We start from the raw sequence: 16138 nt of genomic DNA, 5'->3' as shown, positions 1-16138 counted from the left end.
ATGACCACCGCACCCCAGCCGCCGCCGGCGGCCGCGCTCGACGTCGACCCGTTCACCTCACTGGCCGTCCACTTCGGAATGCTGCTCGGCGTCTCCGATTTCCAGGTTCTGGCCGGCAACCCGCGCGGCAAAGCGGCGCTCCACCAGGCCTGGCAGCACGGCCGAGGGGTGATCTGGGGCTTCCCCGTCTCGGTGGCCGAGGACACGCCCGAGCTGATGGTCGGCTCCGGTCTGGCCACCGACGGGCTGGGTCGCGAGGTGGCCACCGCCGCACCGATGTGCCTGGACGTGCGCGCGTGGCTGGACGAGCAGGGCATCACCACCAAGACCTTCGACGCTCGACTGGTCGTACGCCATGAGGCCTGCCTGTCCCGGCCGGTGCCGTCGATCCAGCAGGGGCACGCCGGGCCGGATCGCTCGCCGGCCTACTCCCGGATCCTCGAGATGGCCCGGCTCGAGCTCAAGCCGTACACCACCCGGCCGCCGGACGATCGCGGGCAGGCGTTCGCGGCCCTGCGGGCCTACGTCCGGGACGGCCTGCTGCCCGGTGGTGTGGACCATCGCGACACCCGGCTCGACGAGTTCCGGGCGCTTCTGGCCGTGGTGGTCGCCGGGCTCCATCCGCCCGGGCACGCGCCGGACGCCCAGGCCGGCCGCACGATGCTGTTCCCCGAGGACGAGCCGGGCGAGGTCCTGCTGGCCGACCTGCCCGGCATGAGCGTGGTCGAGACCGCCGACCACAAGTGGCGTCTGCGGGCGCCGGTCATCGACCTGTCCGTGCGGCGCACCCACGTGCCGGTCTGGATGCTGGCCGAGCTGATCGCCGAACTGCTGGACCGGGGGCCGGGCGGCGGCTCGGGCGCCCAGGACTGTGCGAGCGACGCCGGCGGGCCGCGGGTGGAGCGGATCAGGGTCACCGGGACGCGGGTGAGCGTCGAATTCCGGGGACGGATCGCCGGGTCGACCGTGCCGGGCGCGGTGCGGGTGCACCGGTTCGACGAGGCGGCCGGCTGGGGTGACCCGGTCGCACTGACCGGCCGCACGGTGACCGACGGGGGGACCGGCAGCGTACTCACGTTCGAGCTCCCGGATCCACCCGGCCCGGTCACCTACCGCCTGCTCGTCAGTGGCACCGGGCCCACCCCGCTGGCCGGGCTGGTCGACGGGCGACCCGTGCCGCTGGCCGGGTTCGTCGGCGACCCGCCCGCCTCCCGGGCGCAGGGCCGCGACGTGGTCCGGCGGCTGCCGGGCCGATCCGCACCGTCCGAGCCGGGAGGACCGTCATGACCGTCGAAGGGCGCACCTTCACCCCGGGCACCGGCGGGGTCGTCAACCTCAACTACTACGACGGCCGGTTCCTGCGGGCCGACGACCTCAACCTGGAAAGGGACAGCCAGCGCGAGTACGTCGAGTTGTCCAACCGGACCACCGCGTCCGGCGTCGCCTTCGGGTTCGGCGTGACCGGGTTCGGCGGCGGCGTCCTGCACCTGTCGGCCGGGCTGGCCAAGACCCCGCGGGGTCAGATCCTCCATCTGCCCGACGACGTCAGCGCCGCCATCACCGACCTGCTCGGCCCGGCCGCCCAGGGGGGACCGCAGACCGGCGGCAAGGCCGGATTCGCCGAGTGCGCGGCGGCCCCGGCGGCGGCTCCGGCGGCCGGGGTCTCGGTCGCCGGCACCGCCCTGTACGAGATCTGCCTGCGCCCGGCGGCCACCCTCACCGGCACGGGCGAGGTGTTCGGCCGGGTCTGCTCGGGCTGCGGCACGACCACCGACAGCCCATACCGGGCGGACGGCGTGACGCTGCTGCTGCGGCCGCTGACCACCGACGTCCAGCCCTGGACGGTCGCCGGGGTGACCCGGCCCGAGACCCACCTGCGCTCCCAGGTCGCGTCCTCGCGGTTCGCGGCCGAGCGGGCGGCCACCGGCCGGATCGGCGCGGCGCTGCTCGGGTCCACGCTGTGGCGGGCCGGGGCAGCGCCGCGGGCCGGGGACGACACCGTGGCCGTGGGCGTGCTCGGCTGGGACGGCACGCACATCACGCTGCTCGACCGCTGGACCGCCTGCCGGGAGGCGTTCGAGACGCCGCCCGCCGGTTACTGGGCCGGTCAGCTGGAGCAGCGGCCCGGCGCGGTCTTCCTGGCCCAGGTGCTGCAGTTCCAGGACCAGCTCTCGGCCGCGCCGCCCGCGCCCGGTGGGTCGGCCCAGGAGCTCATCGACCGCGGCTTCGTCGAGCTGCCGCCGGCCGGGTACCTGGCGGTGCCACCGGCCACTTCGGACCTGCGCGACCGGCTGGCCGGGCAGTTCGGGCCGGGCGTACGCCTGTGGTTGTGCGCGGTGCGGCGCGACCAGATCCCGCACGAGCTCGACCGGGCCCAGCACATGGACCGCATCTCGTTGCTGCGCGGCCTGCGCGACGAGACCGCCCGCGAGGAGATCGACATCCTTGTTCCGGACGGGACGGTCACCGCCGCCCGCGGCGGGCTCGGCTTCGCGGTCGACTTCGCCCTCGGTGACGACGTCCGGCGGGCGCTCGACGAGGGCGAGGCCAGCCCACGGGGGACGCTGCGGGGGCAGGGCGCCGCCCGCGTCGAGGTGGACAGCGGATTCGTCGCGCGCGGTGCGGTCTCGATCTCGCTGCCGCAGAACACCGAGGCGCTGACCCGACTGCTGAGCGGGGAGGAACCGGGCCGGGCGGGATTCGACTCGTTCCTGTCGGCCATCCGCACCGCGTCGCCGGTCACCGCGCCCTCCCCGGCCCAGTTGCGCCGGCTGGTCGATCTGGCCCAGACCACGGCCGTACGGGCCCGGACCCGCCGCCGGGCGACCCTGGGCGCACTCCCGGCGGGCAACGACCGGCTGGCCGCCGCCTGGCTCACGCTCGCCGTGCGCGACGACCCGTTCGGCTGGACCAGCAGGAACTCCACCGGGTTCAGCCTCGACATCGACGTCTACCGGCCGGCCGGGACACCGACCATCTTCAGCCTCCGGGTCTTCGGGACGCTCACCTGGCAGTCGGCCTCGGCGGGAGAGACGGTCGTGGTGGCGTCGGGCGGATTCGGTCTCTCGGCCGAGGGTCCGGACGGCGCCGGTTCCGGCGGCAGCTTCGAAGGGCGCCGGCTCCGGCTGGCCCGCACCACCCAGGACGGTGTCACGCTGACCGTCCAGGACGAGGAGACCGGGCTGACGGCCGACCTGCACATCAAGGGCGACCCGATCCGGGCCGAGGCGACCGTCGACACGCGGCCCGCGGAGGGGAGCACACCGACGGCCGGCGTCGTCGCGGTGCAGGAACCGGCGATCGGCGATCCCGGCAACCTCCACCATCAGTCGGCGGCGGCCGCGCTGGCCCTGCTGGGCGGCATCCACACCGATCCGGAGTGGGCGCCCGAGGAATACCAGCGGTTGTTCCCGGCCGGTGACCGGCCCACCGCGACCGTGCGGGCCACCCAGGACTGGGTGCTGTTCCGGCGGCGGCGCCGGGAGAGCTGCGAGGGCGACCCGATCACGCCGGTCACCGTGGACACGGTGACCGTGCAGGTGCTGACCCGGCCCGACCTCGACCGTGCTCAACAGGCGGCGCAGATCCTGCTCACCGGCGAGCCGGGCGACTGGCCCGGCGACTGGAAGGCCACCGAGGTCGTCTTCGAGGGCGGCCGGACGACGCTGCTGACACCGGGCGCCACCTGGCAACAGCATTACCGTGCGGCCGGCGGCGCGAGTGCCGTCGCCTTGGCCGGGTATGCGGCCGCGCCCGGCACGTCGGGCCTGCTGGTCGGGCCGGGGCGGTTGCGGGCGTTGCTGTCGGCGCTGCCGCCGGACGTCACGCCGGATCCGTCGCTTCCGGTCGTCCCGGTCACACCGCCGCCGGCTCTCCAGGGGGGGGCCGGGCTCGCGGGCAGCGCCTTCCTGATCACGTACGCCGCGGGGGCGCCCACGGTCCGCTCGGTGGCGGTCAAGGCGATCCTGACGTCCGAGGCCACGACGGCGGCGACCGGGGCGATCCATGAGCCCGACCCGGCCCTCGACACCGACGACGCGGCGTTCGCGGCACTCGGTGAGGGGGACACCGGCGGACTCGACGCGGACCGGGTGATCGCCCAGCTCGATGCGTTCCGGGCGAGCAACAAGCTGGAAGCCGTCGAGATCGAGACGGTCCTGTGGACGCACGACGCGTTGGACGAGGACGACCGCAAGACGATGCTCGACCTGGCCGGGCAGCTCCAGCAGGCGCTGGCCGGTCGCCCCGAGGTGCGGCGGCTGACCAGGGGCGAGGCGCACGAGGTGGCCTTCGACCGCGAGGACGCCGAGCCGGTGGCGTTCGTGTTCCTGCTCGTCTCGGCCCCGGCGGCCTGAGGTGGGCAGCGAGCCGGCCGCCCCCGACGGCGAGCGCAAGCCCGACAGCCGCCCCGCCCCACAGCTGGAGAAGCCGGACGGCACGTCCGCCGCGCCCGCCGCCCCGGGTGGCGGGCTGGGCGGGGCGGTGGTGCGGGCCAAGGCGGTGGTCGGTGCGGCCGGTGCTCCCGCCGAGCAGGCGGCGGACGCGACCGCCGATCGGGTGATGCGCCGGCTGGGCGAGCGCCTGCCGTCGGCGGAGCCGGCCGTTCCCGTACGGCCGGATGCCGCCCCGGCCGTCGGCGTTGTGCCCGACTCGGCCACGCCGATCGGCGTCCCCGGCCCGGTCGACGAGGTGAGACGTCAGGCCGTGACACCACCCGAACCGGAGCCGGAGCCGGAGCCGGCCCCCGAGCCCGCGGCCGGCGAGCCGGTGGTGACCGATCAGGCGCAGGAATACCTGATGAGCACCCGAGGTCAGGGCGCCCCGTTGCCCGAGCCGGTCCGCCTCGACTTCGAGACCGCGTTCCGGCGCCCGCTCGGTGACATCCGCATCCACGACGACAACGCCGCCGACCAGGCCGCCCGGAATTTGAACGCCCTGGCCTTCACCCTCGGCACCGACATCTACTTCCGCAGCGGTTCCTACGACCCGTCCTCCCCGGACGGGAAGCGCCTGCTGGCCCACGAACTGGCCCACGTATCCCAGCACCAGCCGACCCTGGGCCGCGCCGTGGTGAGACGGGCGGAAGCTCCGGCGTCCTCGACATCGAAGACGTCAGCGCAGATACCCGCGGATCTCGCGCCCGCGGTGGCCAAGAAATACCGAGGTCCGGGCGGATCCATCGACGTCACGACGCCCGACGAGCCCAAGATCAAGATCAACGAAGTATATGTGCCGGACTTCAAGGTCGACGACCACACCGGCAAGCGCCCACTGGTGTGGACCCCGCCCGAGGCGAAGGGGGACGAGCACCGCCGGGAGTGGGTTGGCAAGATCAGCGAAGAGCTGGCCGCTCTGGTGCCTGATCGCGCGGCGAAGACCAAACAGAAATCGGAGCCGCCCTGGTACTTCGAGCGGACCAAGACGGTCTTGACCTATGGCACCGCCGCCGACATCGCCAACGCGCTGGCCGTCCTGCCGTACGCCAAGGTCCCGGAATACCCGCTGCGCCAGTACCAGATCGACCACCGGCAGGAGGAGCAGCTCAACGGCACCGACAAGATCGAGAACCTGCAGTTGCTCGACAGAAGTACCAACGCCGCGTCCGGCACGGTCATCAAGAACGCGATCGCCGGTGACCTCAAGAAGTTTCTCGCCGCGGCCGCGACTGTCCTGCCCGCGGTGCCCGATCTCAAGGCACTCCGTAAGAACGGCGCCGTGACATTCGGGACCGCCAAGGCAGGCCCCAATCCGCGGACCGAGTCGAGCAGTTCGGTCTGGGACCAGAAGTTGACGTCGAAGGACTTCTGGACCAGGGCCGAGGCCGGTGGTCCGAACGCTTTGGACGCCCTGATCGCGATGAACAAGACCAGCCGGGAGAAGATCACCGGTGCCAAGGGGCGTCTCACCATCGCGACCCGGCGCGGCGGTGGAAAGGACGGCAGTCAGTCGGTCGACGAGGAAGGCGGCACTATTCCTCGTCCGGAGCATCTCTTCCTGCGCGGCGCGTTTCAGGTGCTCGGCGGGACGTACACGGCCGGCGACGCGCCGGCGATTCCCGGTACCGAAGTCGGAAAGCTAAGCATCTTGTTCTTCCCGAGCGCCAAGAGGGGACTGGGGCCGGTAACGGACTCGTTCCCGATCATCGGCATTTCGGGAATCGAATACGGCGGTCTCCTGGACACCGGAGGTTTGCGCTCGTTCGACAAGTCCCGCATGCCGGTCCAACTCCACCACGACGCCCTGAGCCCCGTCGACTCGCTTCAGGCCGATTTCGACTTCGAAAGCGGGATGGTGGGACGGGCACGAATTCCCAAGCCGACCATCCCGCTGCTGGAGAACGTCGAGATGGCGGTGCTGATCGACGGCGCGGATGTCGGCGTCGAGGCAGTCGTCTCGGCCGGTGAGCTCAAGCTGCCCGGGCCTTTCCAGGTGACCGGCGGCTCGCTGGCCATCGCGGCCACGACCGGCGGCATCGGCGTGGACGGGCAGGTGGACTTCGAGGTGTCGAAGCTCGCCAAGGGCTTCATCAGCGGGCGCAAGGAGAAGAGCGGAGACTTCGGCGTCCTGGTCGGCCTCGACTTCGACAGCGAAGTCTTCAAGCCGGCCGAGATCCGCGGCTCGTACAGCAGGGACGGCTGGTCCCTGGAGGGCCGGATCGGTGTGGGGGCGGGCAAGATCCCGGGCATCAAGCGGGCGACGGCCGACCTCAAGCTCGGTGAGGACGCGATCAGCGCCACGGGCGAATTCGAGACCGACCTCAAGGGAGTCGACAAGGGCACCCTCGGGCTGGTCTATGACAAAGAGAAAGGCATGGCCATCACCGGGGAGATCCTTCTGGGGAAGGGCATTCCCGGGATCAAGGGCGGCAAGGTCAGCGCCACTGTGGCGCAGTCGCCGGTTGGAGGGTGGTCGCTGGCCGGAGGCATCACGGCGGAGCCTGATGTTCCTGGGCTCAGCGGGACCGTGGGCGGGACCTATGCCGACGGGGCGTTCCTGGCTGAGGCGGACCTGGCCTATGAGCGGGGGCTGGCCAAGGGGACCGTGAAACTGGGGGTCACCAACCGGACCCTCGACCAGGCCGGGTTGCCGACCGGGCCGCCGGCCCGGGACGGGGCGCTCATCTCGTACGGGGAAGGGGTCGTGACCCTGGCCGTCACGCCCTGGTTGCAGGGGACCGTGGGGCTCAAGCTCTCACCCAAGGGGCAGATCGAGGTCACCGGCAAGGTGGCCATGCCGTCGCAGTTCACCGTGTTCGACGAGCGCAAGGTCGAGCGAACCGTCATGTCCGTGGGGATCGACCTGCCGATCGTCGGTGTCGCCGTGGCGGGGCAGCGGATCGGTATCTTCGCCACCATCAAGGGCGGGCTGAGCATCTCGGCCGGCTTCGGGCCGGGGCAGCTGCGCAACGTGGCCCTCGAGGTCACCTACAGCCCGGACAAGCCCGACCAGACCACCGTCAAGGGCACCGGCACCTTCGCGGTGCCCGCCCACGCCGGGCTGCGGCTGCAGGTCGATGGCGGGCTGGGGGTGGGCATCCCGGTGGTCAGCGCGACCGCCGGGGTCTCGGTCCACGGCGAGGTGGGCCTGGCCGGGGAGGCGTCGGCCGCGGCGGCGCTGAACTGGACGCCGGCCACTGGCATCGTGCTCGACGCGCGCGGCGAGATCTTCGTGGAGCCCAAGTTCCGCTTCGGGGTCGACGCGTTCGTGGACGTCACCGCCGACCTGTGGCTCACCGAGATCGAGCTCTATCACCGCACCTGGAAGCTCGCCGCCTTCGAGTACGGGTCGAACCTGCGCTTCGGGCTCGCCTTCCCGCTGCACTACGAGTCGGGGAAGCCGTTCGCTCTGTCCTTCGATCAGATCCAGTGGACCTATCCCCAGATCAACGCGTCCGACCTGCTCGGCGGGCTCATGAAGCAGCTCGTCGGCTGAACCCCTGAGAGCGGGGAACCCATGAATCCGACCGTGGACTCGCCGGCCCGTCACCTCGTCAACCAGGGCGCGCTCGCCCTGGGCCGGGGTGACCCGGCCGCGGCCGAGCGGCTGTTCCGCGAGGCGGTGGCCACCGATCCGGGCAACGCCACCGCGCACGCCAACCTCGGCTACGTCCTCTCCGCGACCGGCCGGCACCGCGAGGGCGCCGGGCACAGCGAGACCGCCATCGGGCTGGAACCGGACCGCAGTGCGCCCTGGGCGCATCTGGGCATGTCACGGCTGGCCCTGGGCGAGGTCGGGGCCGGCTTGTCGGCGCTGGCCACCGCCGTACGGCTGGACCCGGCCAACCACTTCGCGTGGGATGCCCTCGGCCGCGCCCAGCTGGCCCTCGGCCGCCCGGCCGACGCCGAGCAGGCGTGGTCCTCGGCGGTGGCGGCCCACCCCGGGGACGCCGGTCTGCGCATCGCGCTGGCCACGGCGCTGGCCGCCCAGGACCGCACTCTCGAGGCCGCGCGCGTGTTGCACGAGGCCACCGAGCGGTCACCCCGGTCGGCCCGGGCCTGGACCCAGCTGGGGGTGATCTCGCTGATCCGCCAGGACCACGGGACGGCCGGGGAGGCCCTGCTCACCGCCCTCGACCTGGCCCCGGACGATCCGGCCGCGCGGTTCCACCTGGCCCTGCTGCACCTGCTGGCCGGGGCGACCGAGCAGGCCCGCGACGCCCTGCGCCGGCTGGTCGCCGAGGACGGCGACAACGCGGCCGAGGCGGTCGCGCTGCTCGAGCGGATCGCGGGTGACGGTGCGGTGACAGGCGAGCAGCAGGATGCGGTTAGCCATCCAGGGAGGACGTCATGACGAACCCGGCCGCTGCCGAATCCGGATCCCGACGCCGCCGGCGCTGCGATCCCCGGGTGCTCGACCAGAACGCGTGCCGGGTCCTGGGCATCGCGGCCCAGGCGGCGTACAACGAGAAGCAGGCCAAGGCGATCACCGACGCCCGGGCGGCCTACGCCGGGGCCCGGGCCCGATACGTCGAGGCGCGCCGGGCCGCGCGGCCGAAGGCCGTCAAGGCCGGCAAGGACCTGGGCGACCTGATCGAGAAGATCCGCTGTCAGCTCGACGACGACGACATGACCCGGCTGGACCGGGCGTTCGCCCATGTCGTCGAACGGCTCGATCGGTGCGGCTCGGGACGGGGCTGCTGCTGCGACGACGAGGACGACGACGATGACGCGCAGGAGATCGCCGAACTGGGCCGCCGCGCCGCGCTCGAGCGCCGGACCGCGGAGGCCGCGGCCTGCTTCCACCGGTTGATCGCGGAGCCGGGAGCCACCCCGGATCCGGCGCCCACCCCGGATCCGGCCCCGTCCTCCCCGGCCGCGCCGGCCGTGGTCAGCCTCGGAACGGCCGCCGCGCCCACCGTCGCCGAGGGCGAGGAGGGCGAGAATCCGCCGGAGGACGAGGTCGTCCCGCTTCCCCAGCGTGTCGAGGACCTGCTGGCCGAGATCGACCAGATCACCCAGGACCTGGGCGCGGGCGGGGATCCGGTCGACCTCTACGCGGCCGCGATCGTGGCCCGCCGCCACCTGAAGACGATCTGGCTCGGCTTCGGCACAGTCAACGACTACATGGACTGCCTGTGCGGTTGCCTGACCACGATGATCGACGGGCATCACCGGATCAGCGTGCTGGTGCGCCGGGCCGCCGTCGAGGACTGCTATCGCAAGTCGTGGCGTGCGGCGTGCCGGCGGCTCGAGGAAGATGCGGCGGCCGAGGTGGTCGCGAAGTACCTGCGGTACTGCGCCGACGACGACGACCACGACGGTGACGACCGGCCTCCGGAGGACGACGGGCCCGGCCATCCGCGTTCCCGCCGCGCCGGCGACCGCGATGAGGACGACGACGACGATGACGTCGACATCGACATCCAGGTGAACGTCGACACCGACGACGATGACAGCCGGCCGGTCCGGCGCGGGCGCGGTCCCCGCCCGCCCCGAGCCCCCGAGCCGGACCCCGATCCGGTGCCCAAGCCCCGCGCACGGAAACCGCGACGCCCCTACAGCGACGAGTCCGGGGGCTACCGGGCGCCGTGACTCACCGGACCAGGCCGGCCAGGACCAGCGCCCGGGTGAGGTCCGTCCGGGACCGGACACCGAGTTTGCGATAGACCCGGGTCAGGTGAGCCTCGACCGTCTTGCGCGAGATGAACAGGACGCCCGCCGCTTCGGCGTTGTTCATCCCGCCGGCGATGGCCCGGGCCACCTGCACCTCCTGCGGGGACAACAGGTCGAGCACGGGGGGTCCGGCGCTGGGCGGGGTGCGCCGGCCCGCCGCCGCGAGCTCGGCCGCCGCCCGCCGGGCCCACGGCACCGCGCCGAGCGACTCGAAGCAGGCGTGCGCGGCGGTCAGCGGGATCCGGGCCGCCGCCGGTCGGCGGAAGCGCCGCAAGGCCTCGCCCCGGCACAGCAGGGTGCGGGCCGCCTCGTACGGATGCTCCCGCTGCTTGTGCAGTTGCTCGGCCTCGGCGAAGTGCGTCTCGGCCTCGGCGCACGTGGTGGCCAGAAGCCCGCGGCAGCGCGCCAGCGCCGCCGCCGGCCAGGTCAGCCCGGTCCGATCGGCTACCCCGGCCAGCCACCGGAGCGGCTCGGCGGCCCGCTCGGGACGGCCGGCGCGGACGTGGGACTCGACCAGATCGGCGGCGAACGGGATGACCCGCGGATTGCCGAGCCCGCCCCGCCGGCTGATCCGGAACGTCCGGTCCAGCTGGGTCACGGCATCCTCGTAGTCGCCAGAGGCGAGTGCGGCCAGTCCGAGCGCGTCGGTGTAATACCCCTCGAGGCTGCCGATCCGATAGGGCCCGGCCTCGCGCCGCCCGCGCGAGATGCGGGCCGCGCACCGGCTGGTCTCGCCCCGCTGCGCGTCGAGGCGCCCCAGCAACGCCATGATGAAGCCGAGGGCGCTGGTGTATCCCAGCTCCTCGGCCCAGTGCAGCGATTCGGTTGCGTCGGCCTGACTCTCGGCCCACCGCCCGGACCAGTATTCGGCGTCACTGCGAAAGGCCAGCGCGATCGGCAGCACGACCGGGGCCGCGTGGATCCGGGCCGCCTCGATGACCTGGTTGAGGAGCATCTGGCCGGCGGTCTCCCGCTCGCCGAGCAGGAGGCTCTGGCCGACCAGAGCGAGCAGGTGCTGCTCACCGACCGGGTCGGCCGGCCCGAGAAAGCCGGCGGCCGATTCGAGGCCTCGGTGGGCCACCTCGACCTGGCCGTCGATCATCAGGCTGAGGCTGTTGAGCACGACGTTGCGGGGCGTGGGGGACAGGGCGACCGCTTCGGCGCCGAGCCGCAACTGCTCGGGCACCCGGCCGTCCATCCCGGCCGGCAGGGTGGCCTCGCTCAACAGCGCACCGGCCCGGGCGGGGTCGAGGTCGCGGACGGCGCCCGCGGCCGCCACCAGGCCGTCGCGGGCCGCGGTGGTGTGTCCGAGCCAGGTGTGGATCCGGCCCCGGAGCAGCTCGATGTCGGCCCGCAGCAGGGGGTCGCCCGCGGCGGCCAGCGCCTCGTCGCACCACGCGGCCGCGCGGGCCGACGCGCCGGCCCGGAACGAGTCGGCGGCGGCGTCGCGCAGCAGCCCGGCCCGCTCAGCCGGGTGCGGGGACAACTGTGCGGCCCGGTGGCAGGCGAGCGCCGCACTGTCGTAGCCGCTGCGGCGGCGGGCTTCCCGGGCGGCGTCGGCGAGCTCGGCGGCGACGGCCGCATCCGGTCCGGCCGCGGCCGATGCCCGGTACCACGTCCGGGCCGGGCCCGAGGTGACGGCGGCCAGCGCGTCATAGGCGGCCCGGCGATCGGCCAGCGACGAGCTCCGGAGCACCGCCGAGCGCAACAGCGGGTGCCGGAACTCGTACCGGTCGCCCTGCGCGATGAGGATCTCCGCCGCCTCGGCGGGCGCGAGGTCGCCGAGGGTGAGCCCGCGCCCGGCCAGCGCGGGGGCGAGCAGCGAGATCGCCGAGGAGCCGCTCGAAGCGAGCACGGTGAGCGCGGCCCGGGCCGGTCCGGGCAGTTGTTCGACCTGGGCCAGCCAGCCGCTCTCGAGCCGGCGGCCGAGCGACAGCGACCCGGCGCCGGCGGGGTCCCCGGCGGTCCGGTCCGGCTCCGTGGCCGCCACCCACTCCAGCAGAGCGAGCGGGTTGCCGCCGGTCCGCTCGACCAGGTCGTCCAGCACCCCGGGCACGGGTCGCAGGTCGTGCGCGCGCAGCAGCCGCAGGCAGTCGGGCCGGGTGAGTCCGGCCAGATGCAGAGCCGGCACGTCACAGCGTCCGCGGAGCTCGGTGTCGTCCCGGCCGGCCATGATCAGCAGGAGTCGTTCGGAGTCCAGCCGCCGGGCGACGAACAGCAGCACCTGCCGCGACGGCTGGTCCACCCAGTGCAGGTCGTCGACGAGGAGGATCAGCGGGGCGGTCTCGCCGGCGGCGGCCAGCACGGCCAGGGCGGCTGTGCAGACCGCGTACGGGAAGGCTTCTTTGTCGGACAAGGCCAGCGCGCCCTCGAGCGCGTCGCGCCGAACCGCTGGGAGAGCCCCGAAGTGGGCGCGCAGCGGGATCAGCAGGTCGGCCAGCGTCGCGTAGGGCAGGACCGCCTCGGACTCCACGCCGCGGGCGCGGAGCACGCGCGTCCCGGCCCGGCGCGCCACATGATCGAGCAGCGTTGTCTTGCCGACGCCCGGGTCGCCCCACAGCAGCAGCGCGGTGCCCCGGCGGTCGAGACCGTCGACGGCCGCGTCGAGCAGACGGCACTCGTGGACGCGCCCGACCGGCTCGCCCAGCCGTACGCTCGTCGGCCCAGTCATCGTGGCTCCCGGCATGAGCCTTCGGCGGCTCCGGCCTCATTCTGCGCCCTGCGCCGGGCCGCCCCCGGCCTGTGTCGGCTTCCGGACGCCGCGGGGCCGTCGGGACCTGCTTCGCCGACAGCCGCGCTCAACCGTTCATCGAGGCCGGGGCCAGCGCCCGCAACCGCGGCGACGGCGCCACGCCGAGCTCCGCCTCGAGCAGCTTGTGGTAGGCCCGGAACGAGCGGTATGCCTCGACCTGGTTCCCCTCAGCCAGATGGGCCAGGATCAGGGCGCGCTGGGCGCTCTCGCGCAACGGCTCGGCACAGACGGCGGCGATCGCCGCGTCGACCGCCTCGGCGTGCCGCCCGGATGCCGAGAGCCGCTCGCTGACCTGCTCGAGCGCGTGCAGCACGCGGGCCCGCACCCGTTCGCGCTCGAAGACGACCCAGTCGTCGTACCAGGCCGGCAGCAGGTCGAGCGCGGCGTCCACGCCGGCCGGCACGCACAGATCGGCCCGGTCGCCCGGCCCGGTCGTGACCCGGCCGGCCCAGCCGGTCACCTCGTCGAGGTCGAGGGCGAGGGCGGGACCGGCGCGGACGCAGAGGCCGGTGCCGGCCCGATCGTCGATCGGCACCCCGGCCGCGCGCAGCCGCCAGATCGCCGAGCGCACGTTGCCCCCGGCCCGGCTCTCGTCGCTGTCCGGCCAGAGCAACGACGCGACCAGGCGGCGCGGCACCGGGCGGCGCCGGAACACGAGGAACACGAGGATGCGCAGGCTGCTCTCGGGAAGCGGGGCCGGCTCCCGGCCGACGAGCAGCCGGGGCCCGTCCAGCACCCGAAGAAGGATTTCCATCGAAGCCTCCCCGTGGTTGGTCAGGTCCTCAGCATTTCCGGCCCCCGGGCGTACCGCTTCGGGGTTCTCCCTACGTCTCGGTCAGGGCGGCGCGGACGGCCGCCCCCGCACCCGGCCCGAATCGCCTCGCGGTGGCCGACCGGAAAGCGGCGTCCGCGGCGCGGGCCTCGGCCGGCCGGCCGCAGCCGCGCAGGGCATCGGCCAGAATCCGGTGCGTGCTCTCGCGCAGCGGCTCCACCGCACACACCTGGCGGGCTAGCGCCGTCGCCCGGCTCGGATCTCCGTCGGCCAGCACCCGCCGGGTCAGCGACTCCATCGCGTGCAGCACCCGCTGGCGCAGCCGTTCGCGATGCGGGCCGACCCAGTACTCGGTCCAGCCGGGCAGCAGCCCACCCCGGCAATGCCGCCAGTACGCCTCGTCGGTGCCCGGCGGCATGGCGACACCCGCGGTCACCTGGGCCGTCCACTGTGCCGCCAGGTCCAGGTCGGTCACGACTCCGTCGCGGATCCGGATCAGCCGCTTGCCGGCGTCGAGCACGTCGACGCCCGAGGCCCGCAGCCGCCACAGCGCCGACCGCAGGTTGCCGGCCGCGCGCAGGTCGTCGCCGACCGGCCAGAGCACCCCGGCGGCGTGCCGCCGCTCGACCCGGCCGCCGTGCAGCGCCGTGAACGCGACCAGCCGGCGGGCGCCGTCCGGCAGAGGCCGGCGCCGGCCCTCGGCGACCACGCACGGCTCTCCGAAGAGGCAGAGGCCGGGCGGTGAGTCGTCGGCGGCGAGACCGGGGAGGCACAGCATGGCCGAAAGGTAAGCGCGCCCCGTCACCGTGCCGTCACTCGGGGACGCCGAGCTTGCGGAGGAACTCACTCACCTGCGCGACGATCTGCCGGTTGGTGCCGGCCTCCCGGCGGGTCTCGCTGCCCGGGTCGTCCACGTCGAGGCGCACCGACACGGTGATCCTCGGGGGAGCGCCCGCCGTGCACCGGACCGTGACGACACAGACGCCGCGCCGTTGAAGGTCGTCGGCCATGCCGGTCATGCTGGTCGCGGGTCGTCACCGGGGCGTTGCTCACCCACCGGGCAACCGGCGCCGAGGAGACACCGCCGCCGTCGATACGTTAAGTTCTGCCGTCAGGATCCCCTGAGGAGGCGGCGTGTCGATGGTCGACTTGGAGGCGGGGCAGTCCGCGCGGGGCTATCGCGTCGACGCCATCGCGGCGGCGGCCATCGTGCTCACTGTCGACGCTGTGCTGCTGCTCGCGGTGGCCGTGATCGGCGTGCCGTTCCTGGTGTTCCTCTTCGGTGACGAGGACGGCACCTGGCAGCGGCTGTGGCCGTTGACCGTGTCGTGGCTCATCGCGCTTGTGCTGGCGATGGCCTGCGCGGCCGCGGTGGCCCGGATCTCGGGTTTCGGCTCCTACTCGATCCGGCGGGTGAGCACCGGCGCGGCCCTCGGCGTCGCAGTGGCCGCGGCCGTGCTGGCGGCCGGCTCGATCGCGTCGTCGCCCGGCTGGCTGCTGCTCGGCCTGCCCTTCGCGGTGGCGAATCTGGCCGCGGCGCTCGTGTTCGCCGGCCCCGACCGGGCCGTCGCCATGGCCGATCGCTTCCCGCTCTTCCGCCCCGCCGAGCCCGCGCCCCAGCCGGAGCCCGTGCCCGAGCCGGGCGAGGAGCCGGCGTACGACGTGGAGGACGCGGCCGCATACGCCCGGCCCGCGGCCGGCGAGCCCGACCCGGCCCGCACCCACGACACGATCGACCTGCTCGCCTATCACGGTCGCCCGAAGTCGGCGGCCGTGCGGGCCGCGCGCCGGCGGGGCCCGGCCGCGCTGCGCACGCTCTCCGGCGTACGGCTGCCGCCCCGCGCACGCCGGATCACTCGCTGAAGCGCCGGGCGACCTGCTCGAGCCGCTCGCGATAGGCGCCCCACCACTCGCCGTCGACCGGCGGCAGGTTGCTGTGTGAGGCACGCACGCCGACCGAGAAGTCGATGAGCTCGCGCACGATGTCGGCGTGACCCGCGTGCCGGTGGGTCTCGGCGGTCACGTGGACCAGGATGCGGTGCAGCGTCACCTCGGCTCGCTCCGGCGCCCACCACGGCACCCGCCCGGGCGCGTCGAGCGGCAGATCGGCGATCGTCTTGTCACCGTGGGCCCAGACCCGGCGATAGAGCTCGACGATCTGCTCGCGGGTCTCGGACTCGGTGGCCCACATGTCGGCGTTGGGCTCGGCGTCGCCGGCCATCCACGGCATCGGCTCGCCGAACGGCCGCCCGAACGTGTCGCCGAAATAGCCCGCCTCCACGCCGGCGAGGTGTTTCACCAGGCCGAGCAGATTGGTGCCGGTGGGCACCAGCGGCCGCCGGATGTCGTAATCGGACAGTCCGTCGAGTTTCCACAGCAGCGCCTCGCGCGCCTGCTGCAGATATCCGACCAGATCGGCCTTGGGTTCGAAGGTCACCATGGGGCCGAGCTTGCCATCCGGGTACGACAACTGTGGGCTGGGTCGCGCCGAGGTTCGCCCGC

General features: G+C 73.7%; 11 protein-coding genes. 6 read left to right on the top strand and 5 right to left on the bottom strand.

The genetic code is table 11. From position 1 onward, the window contains the following. Genes NAG42_RS40280 through NAG42_RS40260 form a run of 5 tightly spaced genes read left to right on the top strand, consistent with a single transcriptional unit; the run spans position 1 to position 10031 of the window. Positions 1 to 1287 (top strand): hypothetical protein, encoded by a 1287-nt coding sequence (locus NAG42_RS40280; protein WP_250037745.1) that lies wholly within the window; start codon positions 1 to 3, stop codon positions 1285 to 1287. Next, positions 1284 to 4355, top strand: a complete 3072-nt coding sequence (locus tag NAG42_RS40275; protein ID WP_250037744.1) for a hypothetical protein — start codon at positions 1284 to 1286, stop codon at positions 4353 to 4355. Before NAG42_RS40280 ends, NAG42_RS40275 begins: the two co-directional genes overlap by 4 nt. Position 4356: 1 nt before the next feature. Then, positions 4357 to 7932, top strand: a complete 3576-nt coding sequence (locus tag NAG42_RS40270) for an eCIS core domain-containing protein (protein WP_250037741.1) — start codon at positions 4357 to 4359, stop codon at positions 7930 to 7932. Between the two features lie 21 nt (positions 7933 to 7953). Then, positions 7954 to 8790 carry a tetratricopeptide repeat protein gene (locus NAG42_RS40265; protein WP_250037740.1) on the top strand — a complete coding sequence of 279 codons (837 nt, stop codon included), beginning with the start codon at positions 7954 to 7956 and terminating at the stop codon, positions 8788 to 8790. Further along, positions 8787 to 10031, top strand: a complete 1245-nt coding sequence (locus NAG42_RS40260; protein WP_250037738.1) for a hypothetical protein — start codon at positions 8787 to 8789, stop codon at positions 10029 to 10031. The genes NAG42_RS40265 and NAG42_RS40260 overlap by 4 nt, the downstream gene beginning before the upstream one ends. A 1-nt stretch (position 10032) precedes the next feature. Here NAG42_RS40260 and NAG42_RS40255 read toward each other — a convergent pair whose 3' ends face one another. The 4 genes from NAG42_RS40255 to NAG42_RS40240 all read right to left on the bottom strand — a co-directional run bounded on the left by NAG42_RS40255 (position 10033) and on the right by NAG42_RS40240 (position 14646). After that, positions 10033 to 12783 (bottom strand): AAA family ATPase, encoded by a 2751-nt coding sequence (locus tag NAG42_RS40255; RefSeq protein WP_250037737.1) that lies wholly within the window; start codon positions 12781 to 12783, stop codon positions 10033 to 10035. A gap of 127 nt (positions 12784 to 12910) precedes the next feature. After that, positions 12911 to 13618: an AfsR/SARP family transcriptional regulator gene (locus tag NAG42_RS40250; RefSeq protein ID WP_250037735.1), complete on the bottom strand. Its 708-nt coding sequence runs from the start codon at positions 13616 to 13618 to the stop codon at positions 12911 to 12913. 70 nt (positions 13619 to 13688) lie between these two features. Next, positions 13689 to 14414, bottom strand: coding sequence for an AfsR/SARP family transcriptional regulator (locus NAG42_RS40245; RefSeq protein WP_250037734.1), 726 nt, complete (start codon positions 14412 to 14414; stop codon positions 13689 to 13691). A gap of 34 nt (positions 14415 to 14448) precedes the next feature. Further along, positions 14449 to 14646: a hypothetical protein gene (locus NAG42_RS40240; RefSeq protein ID WP_250037732.1), complete on the bottom strand. Its 198-nt coding sequence runs from the start codon at positions 14644 to 14646 to the stop codon at positions 14449 to 14451. A gap of 124 nt (positions 14647 to 14770) precedes the next feature. Here NAG42_RS40240 and NAG42_RS40235 point away from each other — a divergent pair, with 124 nt between their 5' ends. Next, positions 14771 to 15499, top strand: coding sequence for a hypothetical protein (locus tag NAG42_RS40235; protein WP_250037731.1), 729 nt, complete (start codon positions 14771 to 14773; stop codon positions 15497 to 15499). Here NAG42_RS40235 and NAG42_RS40230 read toward each other — a convergent pair. Next, a complete protein-coding gene (locus NAG42_RS40230) occupies positions 15489 to 16076 on the bottom strand; it encodes a DinB family protein (protein ID WP_250037729.1) in 588 nt (195 codons plus the stop codon). The genes NAG42_RS40235 and NAG42_RS40230 overlap by 11 nt on opposite strands. Between the last annotated feature and the right edge of the window lie 62 nt (positions 16077 to 16138).

It is taken from the genome of Paractinoplanes maris (assembly GCF_023544465.1).
Lineage (GTDB): Bacteria > Actinomycetota > Actinomycetes > Mycobacteriales > Micromonosporaceae > Actinoplanes > Actinoplanes maris.
This window is presented reverse-complemented; position numbering and strand designations above follow the sequence as displayed.